This is a genomic window from Chryseobacterium culicis, from assembly GCF_002979755.1.
Taxonomy (GTDB): Bacteria; Bacteroidota; Bacteroidia; order Flavobacteriales; family Weeksellaceae; genus Chryseobacterium; species Chryseobacterium culicis_A.
Genome location: NZ_PCPP01000004.1, coordinates 149359 through 175857 on the forward strand (window position 1 = coordinate 149359; position 26499 = coordinate 175857).

The 26499-nt window shown below is 36.7% G+C and carries 23 protein-coding genes; 18 read left to right on the forward strand and 5 right to left on the reverse strand.

What is annotated here, in order from left to right; genetic code table 11:
* The first annotated feature begins 21 nt into the window (after positions 1–21).
* The 5 genes from CQ022_RS18995 to CQ022_RS19015 all read left to right on the forward strand — a co-directional run bounded on the left by CQ022_RS18995 (position 22) and on the right by CQ022_RS19015 (position 4568).
* Positions 22–1815 carry a histidine kinase gene (locus CQ022_RS18995; RefSeq protein WP_105683868.1) on the forward strand — a complete coding sequence of 598 codons (1794 nt, stop codon included), beginning with the start codon at positions 22–24 and terminating at the stop codon, positions 1813–1815.
* Positions 1816–2008: 193 nt separating this feature from the next.
* Positions 2009–2707, forward strand: coding sequence for a DUF4386 domain-containing protein (locus CQ022_RS19000; RefSeq protein ID WP_105683869.1), 699 nt, complete (start codon positions 2009–2011; stop codon positions 2705–2707).
* Between the two features lie 10 nt (positions 2708–2717).
* Positions 2718–3134: a DUF6326 family protein gene (locus CQ022_RS19005; RefSeq protein ID WP_105683870.1), complete on the forward strand. Its 417-nt coding sequence runs from the start codon at positions 2718–2720 to the stop codon at positions 3132–3134.
* A gap of 84 nt (positions 3135–3218) precedes the next feature.
* Positions 3219–3953 (forward strand): LytR/AlgR family response regulator transcription factor, encoded by a 735-nt coding sequence (locus CQ022_RS19010; protein ID WP_185126828.1) that lies wholly within the window; start codon positions 3219–3221, stop codon positions 3951–3953.
* A 75-nt stretch (positions 3954–4028) separates the two neighbouring features.
* Positions 4029–4568, forward strand: a complete 540-nt coding sequence (locus CQ022_RS19015; protein WP_105683871.1) for a lipocalin family protein — start codon at positions 4029–4031, stop codon at positions 4566–4568.
* Between the two features lie 64 nt (positions 4569–4632).
* On the opposite strand, the gene CQ022_RS19020 is transcribed toward CQ022_RS19015, so the two are convergent.
* The gene (locus tag CQ022_RS19020) at positions 4633–5106 is read right to left on the reverse strand and encodes a hypothetical protein (RefSeq protein WP_105683872.1); all 474 of its coding nucleotides are present in this window, start codon (positions 5104–5106) and stop codon (positions 4633–4635) included.
* Positions 5107–5220: 114 nt separating this feature from the next.
* Between CQ022_RS19020 and CQ022_RS19025 the strand changes: the two genes are divergently transcribed.
* The 4 genes from CQ022_RS19025 (at position 5221) to CQ022_RS19040 (ending at position 14653) form a co-directional block, all read left to right on the forward strand.
* Complete coding sequence (locus CQ022_RS19025; RefSeq protein ID WP_105683873.1) at positions 5221–6471, forward strand: CinA family nicotinamide mononucleotide deamidase-related protein; 1251 nt, start codon at positions 5221–5223, stop codon at positions 6469–6471.
* A gap of 88 nt (positions 6472–6559) precedes the next feature.
* Positions 6560–9958 (forward strand): polysaccharide deacetylase family protein, encoded by a 3399-nt coding sequence (locus tag CQ022_RS19030; protein WP_105683874.1) that lies wholly within the window; start codon positions 6560–6562, stop codon positions 9956–9958.
* A gap of 221 nt (positions 9959–10179) precedes the next feature.
* Entirely contained in the window at positions 10180–12237 is a 2058-nt protein-coding gene (locus tag CQ022_RS19035; protein WP_105683875.1) for a M13 family metallopeptidase, read from the forward strand.
* A gap of 319 nt (positions 12238–12556) precedes the next feature.
* A complete protein-coding gene (locus CQ022_RS19040; protein ID WP_105683876.1) occupies positions 12557–14653 on the forward strand; it encodes a M13 family metallopeptidase in 2097 nt (698 codons plus the stop codon).
* 60 nt (positions 14654–14713) lie between these two features.
* Here the strand turns inward: CQ022_RS19040 and CQ022_RS19045 are convergent, their stop codons facing one another.
* Positions 14714–15760 carry a hypothetical protein gene (locus CQ022_RS19045; protein WP_105683877.1) on the reverse strand — a complete coding sequence of 349 codons (1047 nt, stop codon included), beginning with the start codon at positions 15758–15760 and terminating at the stop codon, positions 14714–14716.
* A gap of 456 nt (positions 15761–16216) precedes the next feature.
* Between CQ022_RS19045 and CQ022_RS19050 the strand changes: the two genes are divergently transcribed.
* From CQ022_RS19050 to CQ022_RS19085, 8 genes are all read left to right on the forward strand, one after another.
* Positions 16217–16663 (forward strand): type VI secretion system contractile sheath small subunit, encoded by a 447-nt coding sequence (locus tag CQ022_RS19050; RefSeq protein WP_165791687.1) that lies wholly within the window; start codon positions 16217–16219, stop codon positions 16661–16663.
* Between the two features lie 20 nt (positions 16664–16683).
* Entirely contained in the window at positions 16684–18045 is a 1362-nt protein-coding gene (locus CQ022_RS19055; protein WP_105683879.1) for a DUF5458 family protein, read from the forward strand.
* 66 nt (positions 18046–18111) lie between these two features.
* Positions 18112–18585, forward strand: a complete 474-nt coding sequence (locus CQ022_RS19060; protein ID WP_105683880.1) for a hypothetical protein — start codon at positions 18112–18114, stop codon at positions 18583–18585.
* A gap of 165 nt (positions 18586–18750) precedes the next feature.
* On the forward strand, positions 18751–19785 hold the full coding sequence (mutY, locus tag CQ022_RS19065) for an A/G-specific adenine glycosylase (protein ID WP_105683881.1): 1035 nt from the start codon (positions 18751–18753) through the stop codon (positions 19783–19785).
* A gap of 44 nt (positions 19786–19829) precedes the next feature.
* The gene (gene gldD, locus CQ022_RS19070) at positions 19830–20387 is read left to right on the forward strand and encodes a gliding motility lipoprotein GldD (protein ID WP_105683882.1); all 558 of its coding nucleotides are present in this window, start codon (positions 19830–19832) and stop codon (positions 20385–20387) included.
* A 27-nt stretch (positions 20388–20414) separates the two neighbouring features.
* On the forward strand, positions 20415–21338 hold the full coding sequence (locus tag CQ022_RS19075; protein ID WP_105683883.1) for a PfkB family carbohydrate kinase: 924 nt from the start codon (positions 20415–20417) through the stop codon (positions 21336–21338).
* An 86-nt stretch (positions 21339–21424) separates the two neighbouring features.
* The gene (locus tag CQ022_RS19080; protein WP_105683884.1) at positions 21425–22792 is read left to right on the forward strand and encodes a peptidylprolyl isomerase; all 1368 of its coding nucleotides are present in this window, start codon (positions 21425–21427) and stop codon (positions 22790–22792) included.
* Between the two features lie 167 nt (positions 22793–22959).
* On the forward strand, positions 22960–23904 hold the full coding sequence (locus tag CQ022_RS19085; protein WP_105684009.1) for an NAD(P)H-dependent flavin oxidoreductase: 945 nt from the start codon (positions 22960–22962) through the stop codon (positions 23902–23904).
* Positions 23905–23938: 34 nt separating this feature from the next.
* Here the strand turns inward: CQ022_RS19085 and CQ022_RS19090 are convergent, their stop codons facing one another.
* Positions 23939–24400, reverse strand: coding sequence for an Lrp/AsnC family transcriptional regulator (locus CQ022_RS19090; protein WP_105683885.1), 462 nt, complete (start codon positions 24398–24400; stop codon positions 23939–23941).
* A 187-nt stretch (positions 24401–24587) separates the two neighbouring features.
* On the opposite strand from CQ022_RS19090, the gene CQ022_RS19095 reads away from it, so the two are divergent.
* On the forward strand, positions 24588–25361 hold the full coding sequence (locus CQ022_RS19095; RefSeq protein ID WP_185126829.1) for an alpha/beta fold hydrolase: 774 nt from the start codon (positions 24588–24590) through the stop codon (positions 25359–25361).
* A gap of 67 nt (positions 25362–25428) precedes the next feature.
* Here CQ022_RS19095 and CQ022_RS19100 read toward each other — a convergent pair whose 3' ends face one another.
* Positions 25429–26046, reverse strand: coding sequence for a hypothetical protein (locus CQ022_RS19100; RefSeq protein WP_105683887.1), 618 nt, complete (start codon positions 26044–26046; stop codon positions 25429–25431).
* A 27-nt stretch (positions 26047–26073) separates the two neighbouring features.
* On the reverse strand, positions 26074–26373 hold the full coding sequence (locus CQ022_RS19105; protein ID WP_105683888.1) for a rhodanese-like domain-containing protein: 300 nt from the start codon (positions 26371–26373) through the stop codon (positions 26074–26076).
* Positions 26374–26499 lie beyond the last annotated feature (126 nt).

The window sequence follows — 26499 nt, forward strand, 5'->3', positions numbered from 1 at the left end:
ATATATGTATATCTTTGTTTTATGAAAATGCTTAAACTCTTTACCTTCTTTTTACTGGCGCTTTGGGGAAATACTATACACTCCCAAACCACGAATAACAGCAGTGCTGCTGTGGAAGAAGTGCAGGTAGAAACGAAGAAGCTGAAAAAAGCAATAGATACTAAAAATGAACCTGCTCAGGCAGATTCATATTATAATATTGGTGAAACATTTTTTAATAACGGGAATTTTCCGAAGAGTGAAGAGTATTACACCAAAGCTAAAAATCTGTATGAAAAACTCAACGACAAACCCAATATTGAAAAAGCAACCCGCAGATTGGCTCAGTCACAGGAAAAACAAAACAAAATAACGCCTGCTATCAGTAACTATGGCAGAGCGGCACAAATGGGGTACAGTGTAAAAAGTAAAGCTGTAAATACTAATGATGTTGCAAGACTTTCTTCTCCAACGCCCGAACTTAAGGCGGAAGCCATCCAGAATAATATCAATCTGAGTAAAAAAGAAAACGAACAGGGAGATCTTGCAGAAAGCTACAGCCAGCTGGCTGATGTTAATCTTAAACAAAAAGATGTTTCCAGCGCTGAAGAAAACCTGAATACCGCTTATACAATTTCCAAAAAAGAAGCTCCTCAACAGGCATTGGCGATCAATCAGAAATTAGCAGATCTCTATGTTGAGAACAAAAACTATGATAAAGCTATTGAAGCTAAAAAGAAAGTACTGAAAGAAGATTTTGTAAAGGAAAATTCGCAGGAAAAAGTCAATCAGATTCAGGAACTGGCAGATATTTACATCAAAAAGAATGATCCGAAAGAAGCCGTAGATCTTTTGAAAAATGCCTATGGAATTGCCTTAGATAAAGGTCATACACTGGAAGCACAGAAAAGTGTAAAAAAACTGGATAGCCTTTATGCGATTTCAGGAAATGTAGATGCTTCAGTTCAGTTATACAGAGACTTTTTAGGAAAACTGCCGAATCTTGTTTCCAAAGACAGAAGTCTGGTAGATAATAAAATTCTGGAAGATACCGAACAGAGAATATCCCAGCTGGAAAAAGAAAAAGAGCTGAAAGATGAGCTTATCAGAAAGAAAAATGTGTTCAATTACAGTCTTATCGGTGCTTTGATTCTACTGACGGGATTGATGATTTTTATTTTCAGAACACTGAAAAAGGTTCAGACGAAAAATAAAAAAATTGCCCTTCAATCATTACGCAGAGAGATGAATCCGCATTTTATTTTTAACAGTTTAAATAGCGTTAATCACTTTATAGCTACCAATAATGAACTGGAAGCCAATCAGTATCTGACTAAATTTTCAAAGCTGATGCGTGGGGTAATGGAAAACTCAGCCGAAGATTTTATTCCTTTCCAGCAGGAGCTTGATCTTCTTCAGAATTATCTTGCTTTAGAAAAAACACGTTTTGCAGATAAGTTCGATTATGAAATTGATGTAGATGAAAGCCTGAATATGCAAAACCTGCAAGTTCCGGGAATGCTTATACAGCCGTTTTTGGAAAATGCTGTCTGGCATGGGCTCCGCTACAGATCTGAAAAAGGATTTTTAAAATTAAGCTTTGATAAAAGTGAATCACACCTTAAAATTCTTATTGAAGACAACGGAATAGGAATTGAGGAAAGTAAAAAGCAGAAAACCCAGCATCAAAAGACAAGAGAGGGCAGAGGAATGAAAAATACACTGGAAAGAATCCAGCTTCTGAACGATCTGTATAAGAAAGATATTACCTGCTCTGTAAAGGATAAGGAAAACAATAATGGAGTGTTGGTGACCCTTCAAATCAATCTGAGCTAAGTTGAATTCAGATTGATTTACTCTATTTTTTCTTCAAATTTGATAGTGCATTAAGTTATCTCAAAGTCCTGCAAACACCCGGAAATTTTGTGTTTCTAATAGCTCTTAACTTATATCTGCTACCCGCCGCCTGAAAAATTCTGTAACCATTTTGAAACAGAAATTGTCTTAATAGACAAAAACATAACCCAAAATGAATACCCACAGAAAAACAGCCAGACTCGCGGGATTTCTTTATCTCATTGTTGTGCTAACCGGATTTTTCAGTTTAATGTATGTTCCATCTAAGCTGATCGTCTGGGAAAATCCTGCATTGACTTTTCAAAATATTTCTTCCTCAGTACAATTGTTCAGACTGAGCATTGTCAGCAGTATGATCTGTTATATTGCTTTTACTTTACTCCCTTTAGCACTCTATCAACTGTTAAAAGAGGTAAATGGAAGCTATGCAAAACTGATGGTTATTCTTGCCCTTATCAGTGTACCCATTTCATTCATCAATCTTCAAAGCAAATTTTCAGTGCTTACCCTAATTGAAGGTGCCGATTATCTGAAAGTATTGGATATAAAGCAGCTTCAAGCTCAAATGATGCTCCTGCTGAGCAATTATAACAAAGGACTTTTAATAGCACAGGTCTTTTGGGGATTATGGCTTTTCCCTTTTGGCTATTTGGTCTGTAAATCTGGTTTTTTACCCAAGATTTTAGGGATTTTCTTAATGATGGGTTGTTTTGGATATCTGCTCAACGTTTTTGGAAGAACTGTTTTTTCTCATTTTTCAGACTATGCCCTATCAAATTATATCACGTTACCGGCAACGATAGGAGAGATAGGAACCTGTTTGTGGCTGCTGTTGGTGGGAGTACAAAATAAAAAAGTAAATCAAAATTAAAATATAAACCATGAACAATTCTACAAAATTTGAAGATAGTAAAGTCAATACAAAGATCATACTGGCAGGTCTTTGGACTTCAGTTACCTTGTGTTATCTGTACGGCGATTATTTCGAATTGTATACTCCCGGAAAGGCACGCGGCCTTGTGGAAGGAACCAATTTATTAGATTCTCCTCTGAAATTACTTCTTGCTTCCGTTGTTTTAGCTATTCCAGCAGTAATGGTATTCATTTCTCTGATCGCAAAACCAGTGGTCAATAGGATGCTCAATATCATCTTGGGTACATTTTTTACTTTGATTATGTTGTTTATTGGGATTACTTCCTTTTCAGATTGGTATTTGTTTTATACTTTTCTGGCAATAGTAGAGTGTGTGATCACCATACTGATCGTCAAATATGCCTGGAGCTGGAAGAAAGTATAGGAAGCTACTGGCAGATTGTATGGATGATTAAATATTCCTAATTTGCATTCGCAACCTAGTAGCTGCTACCTAATATCTATTCAAATGAAAATAAAAGCTGTCATTGTAGATGATGAAATCATAGCAAGAGAAGTTCTGAGAAGTTATCTTACCAAATACTGCCCGCAGGTGGAAATTCTTGGTGAAGCTGAAAATATTAAAGAAGCCGTTCCTTTAATCACTGAGAAACAGCCTCAATTGGTCTTTCTGGACGTAGAAATGCCTTTTGGAAATGCTTTTGACGTTCTGGAAGCAACCAAAGATCTATCCTATGAAACCATTTTCATTACGGCATTTTCACAATATTCATTGCAGGCATTAAATAAATCGGCAAGTTATTATATTTTAAAACCTATTGATATTCAAGAGCTTATTCTGGCGGTCAATAAAGTGGTGGAAAGCCTTGAGAAAAAAGAAGAACTTAACAGAAATAAGATTCTCCTTGAAAATCTGAAATTAAAACCTGAAAAGCAGCAGTTGATCCTGCCCACTTTACAAGGATTTGACGTGGTAAAAACCGAAGATATTGTAAGGCTTCAGGCAGATGGAAATTTCACACAGGTATACCTTACAGATGGTTCAAAGAAGATGGTATGCCGTTTTCTGAAACACTTTGACGACCTTCTGGAAAATCCGTTTGTGAGGGTTCACCGTTCCCATATTATCAATACAGGTTTTGTGAAATCTTATCATAAAAGTGGAACCGTAATGTTGTCTGACGATACGGAAATTGAAGTCTCCGGAAGCTTTAAAGATAATTTTCTGAAAGTTTTTTCATAGAATTTATTGTTCCTTAACAGGTGTAAGGCATTATTTTTGACGTTTTCCTAAATAACCATACAAAATCTTACTGTCATGAAAACCATTCATAAAATTATCCTTCCCGTTTCGTTGGGAGCATTGGGTCTTATCATTTTCAACTCCTATTCAGTAAGAATTCCCAGAGGTGCCTCTGCTGTAAAGAATTTTGATCTTAAAAAATACCTTGGCAGATGGTATGAGATAGCCCGTTTTGATTACAGATTCGAAAAAAATATGGATAATGTCACTGCAGAATATTCGTTGAATCCGGATGGTACTGTTCAGGTCAGAAATAAAGGATACGATTACGTTAAAAAAGTATGGAATGAATCTATCGGGGAAGCTAAATTTGTAAAAGATCTAAAAGAAGCCCGCCTGAAAGTTTCATTTTTTAAGCCGATCTGGGCTGGTTATAACGTCATAGATATTGATGAAGACTATCAATATGCGCTGGTGGCTGGCAGCAGTTTAAAATATCTATGGATTCTTTCCCGTACTACCAATATTCCGGAAAGTATCCGTGAGCGTTTTCTTCAGAAAGCTCGAAAAATTGGTTATAATACCGATGAACTCATCTGGGTGAAGCATAATTAATAATAAAAAGATAAAAGGGCAAAATCGTACAATTTTGCCCTTTCATACTTTTATCTTGTAGATATTAGCTTTTAATATATTCCTTCCATTCCTCAAAACGATGGTCTATAACCTGCTTCATCAGATCGTAGTTTTCATAGGTATCTTCAATGTGGTAGAAGGTTTCATATTCATAATCACTTTCCTCTGCTTTTGCATCAAAAATATTGACGTAATCATCAGCAAATGAGCTGTATCTGTTTCCGAAATCGGTATCATCAGCATAATAATCCTTTGCAAAAAGATTTCCCAGTTCATTCAGATCATATTCAGAAAATTTTCCGTCACAGGAATCCATAATGAACTCTGCACCCGTAATTTCTCTGCGTTTTAATTTTTCAATTTCTTCTTCGTGGTCTTCTTTCAGTTCATCAGAAATCATATTGTTGTGAATGCACCAGTTCAGGAACATTCCTGTGTGTGTTGCCCCGTTTTTCTGAGGAAGTCCTTCCGGAAAATCACCGCCATAATGCCATGAAGCATCATCATATTTAGACATAATTTGTATTGTAGTTTTAAATATTTTCATCAAAAATAGAAAAAATCAATTTATATTGTCACAGCCACAGAATTTTCCGTCATTTGCAGAGAATTTTTTTCAACAAAAAAACATATGGAAAAAGCTGTTCTGATCACCATTGGTGACGAAATCCTTTCTGGAAATACGGTAGATACCAATTCTAACTTTATTGCTGCCGAACTTAAAAACATAGGAATAAAAGTTACTCAGATTCTTACCATCTCAGACGAAATTGAAACCATTAAAAATGCATTGAATATTGCTTTTGAAACCGGTGATTTAGTCATTACAACAGGAGGGCTCGGGCCTACCAGAGATGATAAAACCAAAAAGGCACTGGCAGAGTATTTTAATGATGAGATTGCTCTGGATGAGGTGACTTTCAATCATCTTAAAGGCTACATGGAAAGAAGAGGACGGGCAGATATTCTGGAGAGAAACAGAGAACAGGCTTTTGTCCCTACAAAATCTATTGTTTTTCAAAACCATTACGGAACTGCACCCTGTATGATGATGGAGCAGAACGGAAAATTGTGTTACAGTCTTCCGGGTGTTCCTTACGAAGTAAAACCGCTTATTAAAGATCAGATTATTCCTTATTTGCAGCAAAGGTTCAGTCTTCATTACATTCATACCAGAATTGTTTCTGTAGTGGGAATTCCTGAGAGTATTCTTGCAGATAAGATTGAAGACTGGGAACTGGCACTTCCTGAAAATATTGCACTGTCTTATCTTCCGGTAGGAACACGTGTGAAGCTTCGTCTGACAGCTTCCGGTGATAATGAAGAACAGTTGAAGCAGAGAACAGAAGAAGAAATACAGAAATTGCTTCCTTTGGTAGAAGGCCACGTTATTGCAGTATCTGAAGATAAAATCGAGAATATTCTGGCAGAAATGCTTACTGAAAGGAATCTGACGATTTCTACGGCAGAAAGCTGTACAGGAGGTGAACTGGCAAAAATGATCACCTCAGTTTCCGGCAGCTCAAAATACTTCCTTGGCGGAATGGTGGCTTATGCTACAGAGAAAAAGATTAAAATTTTAAATGTTTCCAGAGATACCGTAGATCAGTTTACGGTAGTGAGTGAGCAGGTGGCACAGGAAATGGCAAAAGGATGTCAGCAATTGTTTGAAACCCATATTTCCCTTTCTACCACTGGAGTTGCAGGGCCGGGAAAAGGAGAAGATGGTAAAGATATAGGAACTGTTTTTTATACCATCAGGATCAATGATCAGGAGGTGACCTCCAAATTATATATGCCACATCTGGAAAGAGTAGATTTCATGGATTTTGTTTCCCAAAAGGTGATTCAGGATTTGGTAAGTCTTCTTATAAACAGTTAAATACGAGTCTGTTTTTTTAATTTTTTTTTAATTAATTTTTATACAGTTTTTCACACTTTTTGAAAGCCATTCAATAAATTTCAAAATCGTGGAAAATTCCAAACAGATTTTTCAGACCAACAGCAAGAAACGCTGGAAAAGTGTACAATGGGGAAGCCGTGTTTTTATCTTTATAGGAATACTGCTTCTGCTTGCGTTGGGTCTGATGATGACCCTGGACAGAAGTCCTAAAATCCCTTTTAAAGAAGACTATAAAGCTGTCATTACAGCCAATAAACCCTATCTTCAGGAAAATAAAATATCCAAAGAATATAAAGGTTTCAGAAGCTTTATTTCTGAGAAAACAATCCATACCAGTCTTGACAAAATTGAGAAGGCCAGAGCTGAAAGATATAAAAATCAGAATCGAAACTGGGCTCAGTTTCCTGGAGGAATCCGTTCTGCATTTTATGTGGCCTGGGATCCTCAGTCTCTCATGTCTCTGAAAAGAAATATCAGACACGTCAATCTTGTTTTTCCGGAATGGTTTTTCCTTGATCCTAAAACAGGAGATCTGAAAACGAATGTAGATCCGGAAGGGTACAAAGTGATTAAAAGAACAGGAGTTGCTGCCATGCCGATGCTCAGTAACAACTCAGACAGAGAATTCCGGTCAGAAGGACTGGTAAAAGTTCTTAATGATCCGCAAAAAAGAACGCATCTGATTCAAAAAATTACCCAGCAATGTAAAAAATATAACTTCAAAGGAATTAACATTGACTTTGAAGATATGAACCTGAACTCTGATGAAAATCTGATTGCCTTCATGAAAGAACTGTCAGAGACCTTCAAAAAGAATCAGCTGCTGGTGACCATGGATATCATGACGGATAATGATGATTATAATATCCCAAGACTGAATCCTTATGTAGATTACTTTGTGCTGATGGCTTATGATGAATATTCTGCAGGAAGTGATGCCGGGCCGGTTTCTTCTCAGAAATGGATTGAAGAACAGACAGGAAAAATTGTGAAGCAGACCTCTCCTCAGAAAATCATTTTGGGATTAGGAGCGTATGGCTATGACTGGAGTTCCAATAAAGATGACAATACCTCCGTTACCTATATGCAGGCCATTACCAAAGCCAGCGCCAGTAAAGCGGTCATTGATTTTAATGACAATACTTTTAATTTAAATTATTCTTACACAGATTCTAAAAATCTCACACACACGGTGTTTTTCAATGATGCAGCATCCATTTTTAATACAATGCGTTTTTCATCAGAATATCCATTGGCAGGAACTGCACTCTGGAGACTGGGAAGTGAAGACAGCAGAGTATGGAATTTTTATGATAAAGATCTTACGTTTGCCGGACTTTCCAAACTAAATTTGAAAACGCTGGAAAATGTAAAAGGGCAGACCATGGTGGATTACATCGGAGACGGAGAAGTGCTGGATGTTCTGAATACTCCTCATGACGGAAAAATCGCGCTGGAAATTGATCCGAAAGAGAAAATTATCACAGACGAAAATTATATAACATATCCAAGCTCTTACGAAGTGAAAAAATATGGAAGTGCTCCTCAGAAAGAACTTGTCCTTACTTTTGATGACGGTCCGGATGAAACGTATACTCCGCAGGTATTGGATATCCTGTCCAAGTACCACGTTCCGGCAGCTTTCTTTTTAGTAGGACTCAATGCCGAAAAAAATCTTCCGCTTGTTAAAAGAATTTATCGCGAAGGACATGAGATTGGAAATCATACATTCACTCACGAAAATGTAGCAAAAGTAAGCCCCGAAAGAGCTTTGTTGGAAATGAAGCTTACAAGACTTCTCATCGAATGTATCACAGGGCACAGCACAATTTTATTCAGAGCTCCCTATAATGCAGATTCTGAGCCTACCACTTCAGAAGAGATTATTCCGGTGGCTTTGGCAAGACAGCAAAACTATCTTGATATTGGTGAAAATATTGATCCCGAAGACTGGCAGCCCGGAATAAAAGCTGATGAAATTGTAAAACGTGTAATGGCCGGAATCAAGCAGGAGAGAGGAAATATTATCCTCCTTCACGATGCGGGCGGAGATACGAGAGCAGAGACGGTGAAAGCTTTGAAAATTCTGATCCCAACACTTCAGAAACAAGGCTATCATTTTACCAACCTGACGAATATTTTACATAAAAGCAGAAGCGAACTGATGCCTGCAGTTCCTAAAACAAAGTCCTATTACATCATGCAGCTGAACCTTGTGCTAGCGACCGTTATTTACGGAATAAGCCATTTTCTGGTGGCTTTGTTTACCATTTTTATTGTATTGGGAATGATCAGACTGCTGCTGATGGCCTATTGGGCTTTTAAAGAAAGAAGAAAAGAAAAAAAACTGGGTGAATTTCCGGTTCTGGAATCCTATCCGAAAGTCTCCATTATTGTGCCTGCTTATAATGAAGAAGTGAATATTGTTTCTTCCCTTCAGAATTTGTTGAAACAGACTTATCCGAATTTTAACATCATCATGGTAGATGACGGAAGCAAAGATTCTACGTATGAAAAAGCAGTAGAAGCATTCCCGAATCATCCGAACCTGAAAATTTTCACCAAAAGTAATGGCGGAAAAGCCACTGCTTTAAACTTTGGAATTTCAGAAACTGATGCAGAATATGTAGTGTGCATTGATGCGGATACCAAACTTCAGCAGGATGCTGTAAAATACATGATCGCCAGATTTTTGAATTCAAATACTGAAGAGAAAATAGCTGCTGTTGCTGGAAATGTGAAAGTAGGAAACAGAGTAAACTGGCTCACCAAATGGCAGGCGATAGAATATACAACAAGTCAGAATTTCGACAGACTTGCGTATGCTCATATCAATGCTATTACCGTAATTCCGGGGGCTATCGGAGCCTTTAAAAGATCGGTGATTATTGAAGCTGGAGGCTATTCATCTGATACTTTAGCGGAAGACTGTGATATTACTGTGAAAATTTTAAAAGCAGGATATACTGTGGCCAATGAAAACAGAGCTGTTGCAGTTACTGAAGCTCCTGAAACCGTAAAGCAGTTTTTGAAACAGCGTTTTCGCTGGACCTATGGAATTATGCAGATGTTCTGGAAACAGAGACAAACTTTCCTTAACCCCAAATATAAAGGATTGGGACTTTGGGCAATGCCGAATATTTTATTATTCCAATACATTATTCCATTTTTCTCGCCATTGGCAGACGTGATTATGTTCTTTGGAATTCTGTCCGGAAACGGAGACAAAATATTCACCTATTATCTGATCTTTCTTTTAGTGGATGCTTCATTAGCTTTAGTGGCATTCATTATGCAGCGGGAAAAACTGATTAACCTCCTGTATATTATTCCGCAGAGATTCGGGTATAGATGGCTGATGTATATTGTATTATTTAAAAGTTTAAGAAAAGCATTGAAAGGCGAAATGCAGTCCTGGGGATTCCTGAAAAGAACCGGGAATGTGAAAGAGATAGCAACTTCTTAAAAAGTTGGGAAGCTGGAAATTATTGTCTGATTTTTCCAGTAAAAGTTTGGACTAAAAAATATGGTCATGTAGCTGGAGGTTGTTTTATGACTTTCATAACTTCCAGCCTCCTGCTCCCAACTTCCCACTTAGGATACTTTCATGTTATTTATTTAAATTTGTTTTATTGAAAAGTAACAAATTCGAAATAAATCATACCTATTCTAAAAATTGTTATCATAATGAAAAAAATAACGCTTTCTTTGTTTTTAATAGCAGGGATCTGCACTCAGACTACGATGAGCGCACAAGCTAAAGCTGCTAAAGTAGCAGTGAATAACACAGATAAAGGCTTAGACCTTAGCTTGATGGATACTTCGGTGCGTCCTCAGGATGATTTTTACAACTATGTGAGTGGAACCTGGATGAAAACAGCCAAAATTCCATCTGATAAACCAACTTGGGGAAGCTTCAATAAACTGGCTGAGGATACGGATAACAATTCCATGACGATCCTGAACTCTCTTTTGAAAGATAAATTTGCTGACGGAAGTGAAGGGAAAAAGATCCAGGATTTGTATGCTACTTATATGAATATGGAGAAGAGAAATGCTGACGGAATTAAGCCTATTCAGAATAATCTGAATAAAATTGATGCGATTAAAAGCATGGCTGATCTTCAGAATTATCTGATTTCTGTAACGAAAGAAGGAGAAAATACTTTATACGGATGGGGAATTGATGCAGACCTTAAAGATTCTAAAATGAACGCTGTTTATTTAGGAAACGCTTCTTTAGGTTTAGGAAGAGATTACTACCAGAAAGTAAACGAGAAAAATACAGAAGCTATTGCTGAATATCAGAAGTATGTAGCTTCCATGTTAAAAGAATTAGGATATAAAAATGCTGATGAAGCAGCAAAAGGTATCGTTAATTTTGAAAAAAGCATCGCGAATACTTATCTGACAAACGAGCAGAGCCGTGACAACACCCTTCAGTATAACCCTAAAACAATGGCTGAGCTTTCTACTTTGGTAAAAGGAGTGGATATCCCTGGCTACCTTAAAAAAGTAGGGGTAAATTCTGACAAAGTAATCATCAGTGAATTAGGATACTATAAAGACTTTGATAAACTAATCAATGCTCAGAATCTTTCTGTGATCAAAGATTATCTTAAATTCCATATGATCCACGGAAGTGCTTCTTATTTAAGTGAAAACTTAGGAAACATGAAATTTGCTTTCTATGGTAAATATCTTAGAGGTCAACAGGAACAAAGAGCTCTTAACAAAAGAGGTTTTGAGCTGATTAATGGTACTTTAGGAGAGGCTTTCGGAAAGTTATATGTTGAAAAATATTTCCCTGCTGAAGCAAAAGCTCAGATGGTAGAATTGATCGACTATTTAAAGAAAAGTTTCGCCGTTCATATCAATAATTTAGCTTGGATGTCTTCTACAACTAAGGAAAAAGCAATGCAGAAACTGAACAAGTTTACGGTAAAAGTTGCTTATCCGGACAAATGGAAAGACTATTCAAAATTAAATATCGTTTCTGAAGCTAAAGGAGGAAATCTATATCAGAATCTTCAGAACATCGGTGAATGGCAGTACAACAAAGACTTAGCTAAAATTGGTAAGCCGGTTGATAAAACAGAATGGGGAATGACTCCGCAGACTGTAAATGCATATTACAACCCGGTAAACAACGAGATTGTATTCCCAGCTGCAATCCTTCAGCCGCCATTCTTCAACCCTAAAGCTGATGCTGCTGTAAACTTCGGAGGTATCGGTGCCGTTATCGGTCACGAAATGAGCCACGGATTTGATGATTCAGGAGCACAGTTCGATGCAGACGGTAACTTAGTAGACTGGTGGACTCCGGCAGATAAAGCCAACTTCGAAAAAGCAACAAAAGCTCTTGCTTCTCAGTATGATAAATACGAGCCGGTAAAAGGAACTTTTGTAAACGGTACTTTCACAAATGGAGAAAATATCGCTGACTTAGGAGGGGTAAACATCGCTTATGACGCTCTTCAGATGTATCTGAAAGACAAAGGAAACCCAGGGAAAATCAGCGGATTCTCTCAGGATCAGAGATTTTTCCTAAGCTGGGCAACGGTTTGGAGAACATTATCAAGTGAAAAATATATGGTAAATCAGGTGAAAACTGACCCACACTCTCCAGGATATTTCAGAAGTTTTGGTCCGCTAATCAACGTTGATGCATTCTACAAAGCATTTGATGTGAAAAAAGGAGACAAACTATACAAAACGCCGGAAGAAAGAATCAAAATCTGGTAAAAATAACAACCGCTCAGCAATGGGCGGTTATTTTTTTAGGTAACAGGTGGTAGATAATAGGTAGCAGGTGAATAGGATTAGGGATTAGGGATTAGGGATTAGGGAATTGGATGATATATATTTGTCGTAGTGGCTTCCATCATTCCCATCCTTTGGAGGGGTGTCAAAAATTCAAAGAATTTTTGACGGGGTGGTAAACTCAAAACTTTAAATTTTTAATCCAAATCCTCAATTTCCACCCATATATAAATATCATTCATAACATATCATTAAAGTTTGTATATTTGATAAGTTTGTGTAAAATCAAAAATTATCTTTAATGAAAAAGCTAAATATTGGAATACTTGCCCTTTCAGGTATTGTATTTCTTAATTCGTGTGGTGCAGCCAAGACTGCAGGGACGGAGAACAAAAAAGAAGCTACCGCTGTAGTGGCTGAACCGGTAAAAGAAGAAGCTAAAGAGGAGGGGATTAATTTATCGTATATGGATACAAGTGTCCGCCCACAGGATGACTTTTTTAGCTATGTGAACGGAAATTGGGTAAAAACGACTCAGATTCCTTCCGATAAAGCAAATTGGGGTTCTTTCAATGCTTTGAGAGAAAATGTTGATGATGCTTCACTAGATATATTAAACAAAATTCTTACAGAATCATATCCTGCAGGTTCAGAAGGACAGAAAATCCAGAATCTGTATGCTTCTTTTATGGATACCAATAAGAGAAATGCAGAAGGTCTGGCACCCATCAAAGCTGATCTTGCCAAAGTAGATGCTATTAAAAGTCTTAATGACCTTCAGAAATACCTTTTGGAAGCTACAAGATTAGGAGACAACTCTTTCTACGGATGGAGAGTGGGCGCTGATATGAAGAATTCCAATATGAATGCAGTATATCTTGGCGGTCCGGATCTGGGATTGGGAAGAGATTACTACCAGAAAGTAAATGAAGCCAATACTAAAACATTGGCGGAATACCAGGCATATGTAGGAAAGCTATTTGGAGTTTTAGGATATAAAAACTCTCCACAGGCTGCACAGAATGTAGTAGACTTTGAAAAACAGCTAGCTAATTATTTATTGACTCTTGAGCAAAACAGAGATGCTAATTTAAGGTACAACCCTAAAAATGTATCAGAATTATCTGGTCTTGTTAAAAATGTAGATCTTGCAAAATATCTGAAAGATGCTGGCGTAAATACAGACCGAGTGATCATCGGTGAACTGAAATACTACCAGAATATGGATCAGTTCATTACCCAGAAAAACCTTCCTTTACTGAAAGATTATCTGAAATATCACATCATCAATGGAAATGCAAGCAATCTGGATGATAGCCTGGAGCAGATCAGATTCGATTTTTATGCTAAATATTTACAGGGGCAGAAAGAACAGCGTCCAATGAACAAAAGAGGGCTTACCCTTGTGAATGGTGTTCTTGGAGAAGCATTCGGAAAACTGTATGTAGACAAATACTTCACTCCTGAAGCTAAAAAGCAGATGGAAACGTATATTGATTACCTTTTAAAATCATTCAAAACACACATCGCGAATATAGACTGGATGTCTCCTGAGACCAAAATAAAAGCTCAGGAAAAACTATCCAAGTTTACCGTGAAAATTGCGTACCCGGATAAATGGAAAGATTATACTCAACTGAAAGTAGAATCTCCAAAACAGGGAGCAACCCTGTATTCTAACCTTCAGAATGTAGCAGCATGGCAGTATCAGAGAAGTCTGGATAAAGTAGGAAAGCCTGTTGATAAAACCGAATGGGGAATGTCTCCTCAAACTGTAAATGCTTATTACAGCGGATCAAACAACGAAATTGTATTCCCTGCAGCCATTCTTCAGCCACCTTTCTATAATCCTTTAGCGGATGCAGCGGTGAACTTCGGAGGGATCGGAGCTGTTATCGGCCATGAAATTTCTCACGGATTTGATGACAGTGGTTCACGTTTCGATGGTGATGGTAACCTTAATAACTGGTGGACAGATGCTGACCGTAAAAACTTTGATGCAAAAGTAGGTCAGTTAGCGGCTCAGTACAGTGCTTATGAACCTGTAAAAGGAAGCTTCGTGAACGGTAAGTTTACAAGTGGTGAAAACATCGGTGACTTAGGTGGAGTAGCGGTGGCTTACGATGCGCTGCAGATGTATTTAAAAGACAAAGGAAATCCAGGAAAAATCAGCGGATTCACTCAGGATCAGAGATTTTTCTTAAGCTGGGCAACTGTGTGGAGAACAAAAGCTACCGATCAGTATATGATCAATCAGGTGAAAACAGATCCGCACTCTCCGGGAATGTTCAGAGCCTTTGGACCACTAGTAAATCAGGATTCATTCATCAAAGCATTTGATATCAAACCGGGAGACAAAATGTATAAAGCTCCTCAGGACAGAATAAAAATCTGGTAATTTTACCCGAAAATTGTTAGAAAAGAAAGAATCCGCTTCAATACGAAGCGGATTCTCTTTTTAATATTCTTTCTTATAATTCCGGAGAACAAACTTTATTCCGGTTTCTATAATGTCTCCCATCGTTTTACAATACTTGAAGTTGACATCGTAGGTGAGCTTTTGTAACGCTGTCCTTAATTCTATGACATTGGCTTCCGGTGCGATATTATCTTTTTTCATAATAGAAATAAGTTCATCAAATCTGTTTTGGCTGCTGGTCACTCTTTTTACGATTTGTGATCGTACCTCCTTACGGTATTGTTCTATAGAGCTGGGCTTCAGTTTTTCCAGTACCATATTGACCATTTGACTATTTTCTTTGAAATACTGCGGAAGATAGACTTTTAAATTCCCTTCGTAAGTTTGCTGATCAAAGTCTATGGGGCGAATTCTGTAAATAACCTGGTCGAAATCATGTATAGGAATAACGACGTAATTATAAGAACGCATATCCCCAAGCAACCCGATGAGACATCGCTCATTGAATTTTACAAACTCTTTGGAAATCTGGGCCTTTTCAAGTTCTGAACAGTTGGGAAGATGCTTTTGAATAAAAACATCTCCCGGAATTCCTAAAATATGCTCTTCAATCAAAGTATTTTTGTACACCAGAAAATTAATTCGGTTGGGAGAAAGCAGATCTTCAAGCTCCAGTCCGAATATTCGTGAAGCATCAGCCTGTTTAATATAAAAATACGTATAATTATCATTCAGTACATTTCTCACCCGAATCCGGAAAGGTTTAGAATTTCCGAAAGTACAAAAGTCGATCGTATCTACTTTCAGATAAGGTAAAGTAGCGATATCTCCATCAGAATGAAGTAGGGTATAAATCTTATTTAAATTAGCCTCTATCTCTTTAAACTCATATTCAGAATACAAGACCCCAAGCCACAATGTGTCTTTGCCGTCCTTATCCAGAATACTCACACTGTCGCTAAACCTTAGAAGGTCTTCATACAGAAACCTGATTTTGGTGGTTCTGTTATATTTTTCCAAATACTGCTGTAATGCTTCTGAAACTGGAAATATCGGTTTTCTAAATGCTATTTTTACATCTTTCATTACTCCTGTTTAACTTTATTTAAATATAAAGAATATTTTTCTTCGCATCAGACGATTTCTTATTTTTTAATAATGTCAGAAAGCCGGAAAAGGGGAAGATTGATAATAAAATAAGAACTACAGGCCGTTTTATTCTATCTCTATCAAGATTTAAAACCTTGACATGAATAGCTTTTAGCCTCCTTCTTCCGTCCTCCTGGCAGATAATATGAATTTCTAATCCTGGTTAGCTTAAGTTTATTTATTTTTTCATAGCTTAGTGATATCGTAATGCGGTGATTGTATGTTAAATAAATGTAAATAGATTTAGATGAATCAAGAAAAATCTTAGTAAAATTTTGTATGTTACAGTTTTTTTTTAAATTTAAACATTGGATTGGTAATTTATTTGATTCATCGGTAAATTACTCAAAGACAGATCCAAACCAAAATAGTAAATCTCAAAATAACAATAATATGGCAATGTTTAATTATGGTGTTGGCGGAAACGAGGTAAAAGTAGACGCTAATGAAGCTATTCAGGAAATACAGGAAAATAAATCACTGATAGTAAGCCAACTTACAACAGACGAGTCTTATACCCCTGAAATCGTAACAGGATTAAAAACAGTGGAAGACGTTTTCAAACATTTTCAGCCTTCAGTATCTGTACAACACGAAACAGAAGACGGCGGAATGGTAGAAGAAGAATTCCGTTTTCAAAACCTTGGAGACTTTACCCCTAAAAGCCTTACTCAGAAGTCAGATTATCTGCAGCAACTGAGCATGGAACAGGAGCAGTACAATAAAATAGTACGTCAGCTGAAAACCAATAAAATTCTACGCAACATGCTGGAGAACGATCAGACAAGAACTGCGTTCATAGAAGTATTGAAAGAAGTGGCACAAGAACTTGAAAAATAATTAAAGACTAACATTAAATCATGGATAGCAAATTACAGGCACAAGAAAGCCAGCAGCAGGGGCAGCAGCAACATGCAGGGCAGCCGAAGGGCAACCCGCTTGCAGAGCTCAATAAAATGGGAGGATTTGGCTTTGTTGAATCCGTTGTAGACGGTATTGCCAATATGAACCCAACAAGAAAGGCAAGAAAAGAAATCTTCCTGAATGACAGCAATAAAGCAGACGAAAGAAAAGAACTTCTTCAGAAGATCAATCTTTGGGTAAACCTTTTAGAAGGGAGTGAATCTGCAGATAAAATGGCCGATACCTGCAAAACTAAAGCACAGCAGGCCGATCAAAACCTGAAAACAAACTTAAAAAATACACTGGATGCCGTTCGTCTGTTGGAAACCAACTACAGAACAGTAGCTCAATTCTACAAAAATACAGAATTGGATAAAGTGGATAACGTAAGTATCGTAAATGCAAGCCTTGAACAGGTTTCCGATTTGGATAACCCTTTGTTCATTGATGCAATCTCAGAAGAATTTAAAAACTATTACGACCGTCTTGACCTTAGAGATAACTACTCAATCCTTGCCATTCCAGGATATTTAGGATCTAACAAGGTGATCGAGAAATGGGCAAAAATCTGTAACGAAAACAAAGTTATGATGGTTACAGACTTCGCCAACCTTGATAAACCGGATGACGTTGTAGATTTATTCCACTCTGCAAACCTTACAGGAGGTGAGCTTCACAGAAGTAACGTTATTATGACATGTAACTGGCTGGTAGGACGTGGGAAAGCTGAAGAAGTAGGTGAAGAAGAAAATGTAGAACTTCCACCTTCCACTTCATTAGCCGGAAAAATCCACAAAACACTGATGTCTCAGGTGGCAGCAGGTAAAAAACATGGTAATATCAACGAGGTAGATGCCGTAAAATTCGAATTGAAGAAAAGTGAAATTTCTCAGTTGGAAAAAATGGGTCTTGTACCTATGGTAAACGAGTACGGAAAAATTATGGCTTTCTCAGCGAAGACATTATTTACAGGAGACAATATCGGTCTTCAGACGTATTCTGTAGTTCGTGTATTCGACTATGTAACCAAAGTATTGCTTGACTTCCTGAACAGAAGAGCTTTCGAAAACTGGAATGCTAAAAACGAAGACGATTTGAGAAGACAGATTGTGACATTCCTTGATAACATCAAAGGACCGGACAAATTGATCGAGAAATTCAAAATTGTTCGTTTTGAACAGGATAGAGTAAACAAAGACAGAGTATGGCTGGATATCCGTATGACCCCTTATTTCCCTACAAAAAGTTTCGTTATTAAATTGGACGGACACAAAGGAGATGATGGTAACGAATGGGATGCAGAATATACTCAGGAGTAACATAAACGTACTTTATATAACAAAAACCGATGCAATTTTACATCGGTTTTTTTTCAACCAACACCTATGAAATTTAATATGAATAAGAGGCTTATTATGGGTTTACCTGCGATAATGATGGTACTTTTGATAAGCTGTGAGAAAAAATACCAAAGTCCGGGCACTTACGAAAATGATCTTTTCGCACAGGAACGTCAGGAAGGAAAAGCATACATCATGAATAGAGATGAATGTTTTGATGGCAGCGAACTCGTCCTTGCAAGTTCAGAAGTAAAACTGGCAGACAGTTCCAAAGGCCGTGGAAAATCATTCTTTCTTTATAAAGTAAAATCAGGAAAAGTATTGAAAACAGTAAGAGATTCTGCCGTAGAAATGCCTATGATGTTTTTATCCCAATATAAATTAAAGATCAAGAATACCGATTCCATGTATGTTTATCTGAAAAAACTGGAAGGGTATCGTTTCATTGCCAAAGACAGGAATTTAAAATATCAATGGTTAAAAGCTGCGCCTGTATATTCTGTGAAAGCTGATAAATAAATTTTATCTTTGCAAATATAAAATTCTTCGACTCCACAATGCATGTGACAGTACATAATATTCGCTTATTGAAGATGGGTGGTATTAGCAATGTCATACGGAGTGTAAACTGAAAGTTTACGAACATAGTTCACGAAGTATCTCATAAAAGCAAAACGAAAATTTTTGGAGAAGGATAACCAAAGTTCAGATTTTCTGCATATTGGCAGCAAAATCCTAGAATGGTATAAAAATAATGCAAGAGATCTGCCTTTCAGACAGACAAAAGATCCGTACAAAATCTGGATCTGTGAAATTGTATTTCAGCAGACAAGAATCAATCAGGGATTAAACCATTATAATAATTTTATTAAAAGATTTCCCAATGTAAAAACGTTGGCAGAAGCTGAAGAAAATGAAGTTTTATTGTATTGGAAAGGACTAGGCTATTATTCAAGAGCCATCAATATTCATAAAGCTGCCCAACAGATCATGAATGATTATCGGGGTGTTTTTCCGAATCAGTATGAAGAAATTTTAAAATTAAAAGGAGTTGGAAAATATACTGCAGCAGCTGTTTCGAGTATCTGTTTCGGTGGAAGAATGCCAGCGGTTGACGGGAATTTCTACCGTGTTCTGAGCCGTCTTTTTGCCGATGATTTTGATATTTCAAATTCCAGAGCATTTACTTATTTTTCTGAGCTTGCTGCTTTAGTAATGCCTGAAAATGTGGGCGATTTTAATCAGGCCATGATGGATATAGGGTCAGAAATCTGTAAACCCAAAAATCCAATTTGCGGAGAATGCCCTGTAAATGAAGACTGTCTCGCATTTTCTATGCATAAAATGTCAGATTATCCCGTGAAAACTAAAAAAGTAAAGGCAGAAGATCTTGCTTTGACCTATTATTTTGTGCATAGAAACGGAAAGTTCCTGATCCGTCAGAGAACAGATGACTTCATATGGAAGAAATTGTTTGAGTTTCCAGCTGCCATTTCTACAGATATGGAGGAATTCATTACAGGCTCAAAAATAGTCACCCATAAACTGACCCATAAGAATTTAACTATTGAAATATTGAATGTTGAAATCACTTCTGAGAAGATCTGGAACGATTTTATTGCTGAAAACCAGTACCTGATTACCGACGTTGAAGGTTCTCATGAAAAATCCTTTCCGAAGCCTCTGGAAAATTACATTCAAAACTCTCTGAAAGACTGAAATTTGTCTTCCGAAATCTGAAATCTAATTTGTACTTTTGCAAAATGATTAAAAAAGTCATTTTTATTTTTGTATCGCTGCTTTTAATTTCATGTGGAAAAGACGCTTCACCAAAACCTTATGGGGAACTGCGTCTTGAATATCCTGCACCGAAATACCAAAAGTTTGAAAACAATTGTGCCTATACCTTTGAATATTCCGATTTTGCTTCGATTGCACCTGCTAAGAAACCCTGCTGGTTCTATGTGAATTATCCGAAAATGAAGGCTAAGCTTTTTGTTACCTATTACCCGATACAGAACGACTTTGCAGACCACATCAAGGAAGCTGAGAAAATGGTGTATGAACATACCATTAAAGCGAGTTCCATTGATACAAAATCTTTCGAATACCCTGAAAAGAAAGTATATGGGAACTTCTATGAGCTGAAAGGCCAGAGTGCTTCCAATCTTCAGTTTTACATTACAGACAGTACGAAGCACTTCGTGACTGCTTACTTATATTTTAATACGAGACCGAAACCGGATTCTCTTGCGCCTGCAGTGAACTATATCAAAAATGATATGAAACACCTGCTGGACACTTTTGAATGGAAAAAATAATTACTTTTAATATACATTGAAAAATATATGAAACTTTTAGTTGTAGGAAGTGTTGCATTTGATGCAATTGAAACACCATTTGGTAAAACGGACAAAATTTTAGGAGGTGCAGCCACTTATATCGGGATCACTTCATCAATTTTAGGCGTTAAATCCGGAATTGTTTCTGTAGTAGGAGGAGACTTTCCACAAGAACATCTTGACATGTTCACAAACAGAGAGGTAAACATCGAAGGAATTGAAATCGTAAAAGAAGGAAAAACATTCTTCTGGTCTGGAAAATACCACAATGATCTGAATACAAGAGATACTTTGGCTACAGAAGTAAATGTACTTGAGAATTTTGATCCGAAAATCCCGGATTCAATGCAGGATGCCGAAATTTTATTACTTGGAAACCTACACCCTGGAGTGCAGCTATCTGTACTTGAAAAAATGAACAACCGTCCTAAGCTGGTTATCCTTGATACCATGAACTTCTGGATGGATTCTGCATGGGATATCTTAATGGATATGATTGCAAAAACAGACGTTATTACCATCAATGATGAAGAAGCAAGACAGCTTTCAGGAGAATATTCTTTAGTAAAAGCGGCTAAAAAAATTCACACAATGGGTCCTGAGTATGTAATTATCAAAAAAGGAGAACACGGAGCTTTGCTTTTCCATGATAATAAAGTATTTGCTATTCCGGCTCTTCCATTAGAAGATGTTTTCGATCCAACAGGAGCAGGAGATACTTTTGCCGGAGGATTTGCTGCTTATCTTGCTAAAAAAGAAAAAATTGATTTCGAAACGATGAAATCTGCACTTATTGTAGGATCTGCAATGGCTTCTTTCACTGTAGAGAAGTTCGGAACAGAAAGAATAGAGGAAGTAAGCGAAGCAGATATGTTCAGCAGATTGAGACAATTCAAAGAATTAACGACATTTGATGTTGAACTGCAGTAAATAAGTCTTTTTAAGAAATATTTATAATAAAAAATTGAGTGTAATTCGTTAAGAATTCTAAATTTGCAACTTGTTAAAATAGTAAAATGACAAATAAACTAAAAATCACTTTTCTTCTTGGGATTTTCATCATGATATTCTCTTCAAATATGATGAATGCCCAGCTAAAACAAGGAGATTTGGTGGATGGTATTGCAGCTGTTATCGGGGATGAGATTGTTTTGGAATCTGATGTAAACGAGCAGATGAATTATGGGAAACAACAGGGAGCTGCGAATACAGACAAATGTGAGTTCCTGGAAAACCTTATCAGCAACAAGCTTCTTGTATACGAAGCAAAAAAAGATACCTTAATTGAAAACCGTTCTGCAGCCATTAAGGAACAGGCTAACGCAAAATACCGTCAGTTGCTTTCTCAATTTCCGGATGAAAAAACATTGCTTGCCGCTTATAAGTTCAGAAACTCTTATGAGATGAAAAATGCTATCGAAAAGATAGACACAGACCAGTACTACGGACAGGCAAAATACCAGAGAATTACTGATAAAGCTGACGTTACCCCAAATGAGGTTACTGATTTCTACAATATGTATAAAACACAGTTGCCACAAGTAAAAGATGAGGTCACTTTAGCGCAGATTATGATCTATCCGGCACTTACGGAAGCTCACAAGCAAGATCTTATCAACAGATTGAAAAAGATCAAGCAGGATATTATTGGAGGAGAAACCTTCGAGAGCCAGGCAAGAATCTATTCTGAAGATGAAGGATCGGCTGCTAATGGTGGATTGTATAAAAATATCAATAAAGGGCAGATGGTTAAGCCATTCGAAGCCGCTGCATTGAACCTTCAGGAAAATGAAATCTCAGATCCTATCGAATCTGAATTTGGTTTCCATATTATTCAGTTATTGAAAAGATCAGGTAAAGTATATGATGCAAGACACATCTTGTTAAAAGCTACTCCCACTGATGAGGAAATTAAAACAGCAAAAGCAAAACTAGACAGCATTAGAGGTCTTATTTTGAATGGCAAAATGACATTTAAAGATGCTGCTTTTAAATTCTCAGAAGATAAAAGAACAAAATTCAACGCTGGAGTAGTTCCTGGAGCTGATGGTTCTGATAAAATCGAAAGAGAAAGTATTCCTGGAACAATCAGCTATGAATTGGCAGGATTGAACAAGGGAGACATCACTACTGCTTTTGAAGATGAAGAAAACAAGAGAAAGCAAATCAAGATCATTAAAATTGAAGATGTGATTCCTTCTCACCAGATTACACTGGAAACAGATTTCAGCAGAATCAAGCAGATGGCGCTGAATAAAAAGAAAAGTGAAATGGTTGAAAAGTTTGTCAACTCTAAGTTACCGACAACTTTTATCTCTATTGACGGACGTTACGACAGCTGTAGCTTTAAGTCTAACTGGAAGAAACAATCCATAACAAAATAAAATCAAAACCTTCAGAATTTCTGAAGGTTTTTTTTATGATAAAGCTTTAAAACATGAGTGGGAATGATAGAAAATATTGACATATTCTTCCCTGAAAACCATTGTTTTTAGTATTTTTACGCATGAGCAATTTTATAGATTTCAACGCTGCAAAAAAACTTCATGATATGGAGGCAACACAAAATAGAATTTCACACCTTTTTAATATTAAATATCCAATTATCCAGGCTGGGATGATCTGGCACTCGGGATGGAGACTGGCTTCTGCTGTTTCTAACTGTGGCGGATTGGGTATTATAGGAGCGGGAAGTATGTATCCTGACATTCTAAGAGAAAATATCCAGAAATGTAAACAGGCGACTGATAAACCTTTCGGGGTAAATGTACCGATGTTATACCCTAATATTGAAGAAATCATTCAGATTATTCTTGAAGAAAGAGTGGGAATTGTATTTACGTCAGCAGGAAATCCTAAAACCTATACAGAAACCCTGCAGAAAGAAGGAATAAAAGTAGCTCACGTAGTTTCCTCTACCAAATTTGCTGTAAAATGTGAAGATGCAGGAGTAGATGCTATTGTTGCAGAAGGTTTCGAAGCAGGAGGACACAACGGAAGAGATGAAACAACAACGTTCTGTCTTATTCCGAATGTAAAAAAACATATTTCTAAACCATTAATTGCAGCAGGTGGAATTGCCTTAGGTTCACAAATCAAAGCAGCTATGATTCTTGGTGCAGACGGTGTACAGATCGGTTCCCGTTTTGCTGCCACTACAGAAGCAAGTGCTCATGAAAACTGGAAAAAGAAAATTACAGAACTACAGGAAGGAGATACTCATCTTACATTGAAAGAACTGGCACCTGTAAGAATGGTGAAAAATAAGTTCTTCAATGAACTGGAAGATATCTACCTGAATGGAAGAGATAAAGAAGCCTTAATTGCTTCATTAGGAAGAGCAAGAGCAAAACGTGGAATGTTTGAAGGAGATATGGAAGATGGAGAATTGGAAATAGGTCAGGTTTCGGCTCTGATTAATGACATTCTTCCGGTGGAAACTGTTTTCAGTCACTTATTAAAAGAATTTGAAGAAACGAAAATACCTACGTTATAATAAAAAAGGAACTCAGATCTGAGTTCCTTTTTTATTAAAAATAAAGCTCTGTAGACTGCTTGATAGGATTCATAACAAATGAACTCTTGATTTTACTGATATGAGGTATAACAGATAGCTTCGTTGCTATAAACTCACTGAAAGCCTCCGGATTCTGCACCACAACTTTTAAGATGTAATCAAAAATACCTCCTGTAACATAGGCTTCCACAACTTCATCCAGCGTTGCTATTTTCTTTGAAAATTCTTCTACATATTCAATCTGCTGGCTGTTGAGAGATACTGTTATAATGACCGTGAAATTCAGTCCTACCTTTTTAGGGTCAATCAAAGCTACATAATTGGTAATGTAACCTTCATTCTCAAGCTTCTTTATTTTGTCATAAATAGAAGTACGGGACATGTTCAGCCTTTCTGTAAGGTCAGTAATATCAAATCTTGAACTCTTTTGAAGAATTCTTAACAGTTCCAGTTCTTGTTTTCCCAACGTGTCCATCCGGATTTTTTCCAATAAAGATATAAAAATATATCGCTTTTTGAATATTGTTCTGTTTTTAACTTATATTAAAGGATATTTTACATATTTAATGTTTCTATTTCGTATTTATTTTGCTATTTGGTATTTTTGTTCGGATTTAAATCGATAATATTTATTGATATAAAACTTTAAACTGATTATAAAAATGATAGAAAACAAAATACTAAACGTAGGCGGACAAAACCTTTTTACGGAATATAATAATGCATTTGAAAATAGACCTACCATTGTTTTTCTGCATGATTCACTCGGTTCAGTACAGCTTTGGAGAGACTTTCCAGCTAAATTATCTGAAGCTGCACAATGCAATGCGCTTGCTTACGATCGCTTAGGCTATGGAAAATCATATCCAATGCCAACTCATGAAAGACCTGTAAATTATATGGAGCTGGAAGCAGATCTGTTGAATGATGTATTGACTGAAATGAATATTGATAACGCAATTCTATTCGGACATAGTGATGGGGGAACAATTGCCCTAATCACTGCTGCAAAATATCTTGAAAAAGTAAAAGCTGTTATTTGTGAAGCAGGGCATATTTTTGTGGAAGACGTAACATTAAAAGGAGTCTATGATGCTTGGAATGCTTACAAAACGACCAATCTTTCTGAACGTTTACAGAAGTATCACGGAGATAAAGTAGAAATGCTTTTCAAAGCCTGGACGGAAACCTGGACACGTGAAGACTACAGAACATGGAATATTGAACATCTGTTGAAGCACATTACTTGTCCATTATTATTCATCCAGGGAGAAGCTGATGAATACGGGACATTGGATCAGGTAGAAAAAACAGTTACTCAGGTAAGTGGAAGTGCTGAAAAATATATCATTCCTGCTATAGGTCATACACCGCATAAAGAAGTTCCTGAGCTTGTATTGGAAAGAGCAATAGAATTTATAACTAAGTATTTTTAAACCGAAATAGTAAAAATTAAGACACCTTTAAAACGGGTGTCTTTGTTTTATATAAAATAAATTCCGGTTACAAGAGATTAAGTTCTGCAGCAATATTTTCTTTTGCCTGAACTTCATATGTATTCTTAAAATATTCTGTTTTAAAAATGCTTTCAAGTTCCAGAAAATGCTTGAGTACTTTTTTTCGTCCCGGTTTATACAAAAAATCAGGGTAAATAGAATATTCTCTTCGGATATTTTGAGTGTATTCCATATAGGTTTTAAAATCTTTGCCCAATACGGAAAGATCAGCATCCAAAAGATAATTGGTGTCTCCATGATCAGACTGCTGGTGAGATTTTGTCGCCAGAATCTGCTCTGAGATAATTGAGATTTTATCGTTATTTACATGAAGTTCAGAAAGTCTCTTCTCTGCTTTAACAGCACTTTTCTCCTCATTAGACTTGGAAGTCGCATCGTAGATAATATCATGATAAAATACAGAAAAGGAAACGGCTGTAAAATCTGAAATATTTGCCTTCACTGCTTCAAGTTCATGAAACATATTTTCAAGATGAAAAAGATTGTGATAATGTCTGCCTTTTTCAGAATATCTGGTTTCAATCTCCTTCCAAAGACTGTTAATCAACTGCTGATCGTTTGTAAACGAAAAACAAAGCTGTTCAAATTGCTGATTCAGATTCATAAAAATAGGGTATAAAAAAAGGAACTTTTAAAAAGTTCCCTGATTTGCTTCCAGAACAGCCTTTAGCTCAGCCCAGCCTCCGCCGTTATAACCGTCCCTTAATCCTTGAGCAGTAAGATAATCCAATGCTTTTCCGCTTCTGTTTCCACTTCTGCAGAATAAGATGACCGGCTTTTCAATAGATAGAATCTCATCTTGTCTATCTTCTACTTCACCTAAAGGAATATTCTTAGCACCATCTATATTACCGTCCATTTCAAGCTCCATTGGCTCGCGAACGTCAATTAATTCATAGTTTCCGGATTGTATTACTTCTATTAAAGACATAGTTGTTGGGTTTAAACATTAAATTAAAAACGAAATTACGCAATTTTTTTTTGAAAAAAATCCTAATGAAAACATAATTTTTCAGAAAAGAAGCTGGGTAGAAGGTATAGATCAGGGGAACTTCGG

What these genes read in the sequence shown, in the direction of transcription:
- CQ022_RS18995 (WP_105683868.1), top strand. Translation starts at nt 22, where the DNA reads ATGAAAATGCTTAAACTCTTTACCTTCTTTTTACTGGCGCTTTGGGGA.
- CQ022_RS19000 (WP_105683869.1), top strand. Translation starts at nt 2,009, where the DNA reads ATGAATACCCACAGAAAAACAGCCAGACTCGCGGGATTTCTTTATCTC.
- CQ022_RS19005 (WP_105683870.1), top strand. Translation starts at nt 2,718, where the DNA reads ATGAACAATTCTACAAAATTTGAAGATAGTAAAGTCAATACAAAGATC.
- CQ022_RS19010 (WP_185126828.1), top strand. Translation starts at nt 3,219, where the DNA reads ATGAAAATAAAAGCTGTCATTGTAGATGATGAAATCATAGCAAGAGAA.
- CQ022_RS19015 (WP_105683871.1), top strand. Translation starts at nt 4,029, where the DNA reads ATGAAAACCATTCATAAAATTATCCTTCCCGTTTCGTTGGGAGCATTG.
- CQ022_RS19020 (WP_105683872.1), bottom strand. Translation starts at nt 5,106, where the DNA reads ATGTCTAAATATGATGATGCTTCATGGCATTATGGCGGTGATTTTCCG.
- CQ022_RS19025 (WP_105683873.1), top strand. Translation starts at nt 5,221, where the DNA reads ATGGAAAAAGCTGTTCTGATCACCATTGGTGACGAAATCCTTTCTGGA.
- CQ022_RS19035 (WP_105683875.1), top strand. Translation starts at nt 10,180, where the DNA reads ATGAAAAAAATAACGCTTTCTTTGTTTTTAATAGCAGGGATCTGCACT.
- CQ022_RS19040 (WP_105683876.1), top strand. Translation starts at nt 12,557, where the DNA reads ATGAAAAAGCTAAATATTGGAATACTTGCCCTTTCAGGTATTGTATTT.
- CQ022_RS19045 (WP_105683877.1), bottom strand. Translation starts at nt 15,760, where the DNA reads ATGAAAGATGTAAAAATAGCATTTAGAAAACCGATATTTCCAGTTTCA.
- CQ022_RS19050 (WP_165791687.1), top strand. Translation starts at nt 16,217, where the DNA reads ATGGCAATGTTTAATTATGGTGTTGGCGGAAACGAGGTAAAAGTAGAC.
- CQ022_RS19055 (WP_105683879.1), top strand. Translation starts at nt 16,684, where the DNA reads ATGGATAGCAAATTACAGGCACAAGAAAGCCAGCAGCAGGGGCAGCAG.
- CQ022_RS19060 (WP_105683880.1), top strand. Translation starts at nt 18,112, where the DNA reads ATGAAATTTAATATGAATAAGAGGCTTATTATGGGTTTACCTGCGATA.
- gldD (WP_105683882.1), top strand. Translation starts at nt 19,830, where the DNA reads ATGATTAAAAAAGTCATTTTTATTTTTGTATCGCTGCTTTTAATTTCA.
- CQ022_RS19075 (WP_105683883.1), top strand. Translation starts at nt 20,415, where the DNA reads ATGAAACTTTTAGTTGTAGGAAGTGTTGCATTTGATGCAATTGAAACA.
- CQ022_RS19080 (WP_105683884.1), top strand. Translation starts at nt 21,425, where the DNA reads ATGACAAATAAACTAAAAATCACTTTTCTTCTTGGGATTTTCATCATG.
- CQ022_RS19085 (WP_105684009.1), top strand. Translation starts at nt 22,960, where the DNA reads ATGGAGGCAACACAAAATAGAATTTCACACCTTTTTAATATTAAATAT.
- CQ022_RS19090 (WP_105683885.1), bottom strand. Translation starts at nt 24,400, where the DNA reads ATGGACACGTTGGGAAAACAAGAACTGGAACTGTTAAGAATTCTTCAA.
- CQ022_RS19095 (WP_185126829.1), top strand. Translation starts at nt 24,588, where the DNA reads ATGATAGAAAACAAAATACTAAACGTAGGCGGACAAAACCTTTTTACG.
- CQ022_RS19100 (WP_105683887.1), bottom strand. Translation starts at nt 26,046, where the DNA reads ATGAATCTGAATCAGCAATTTGAACAGCTTTGTTTTTCGTTTACAAAC.
- CQ022_RS19105 (WP_105683888.1), bottom strand. Translation starts at nt 26,373, where the DNA reads ATGTCTTTAATAGAAGTAATACAATCCGGAAACTATGAATTAATTGAC.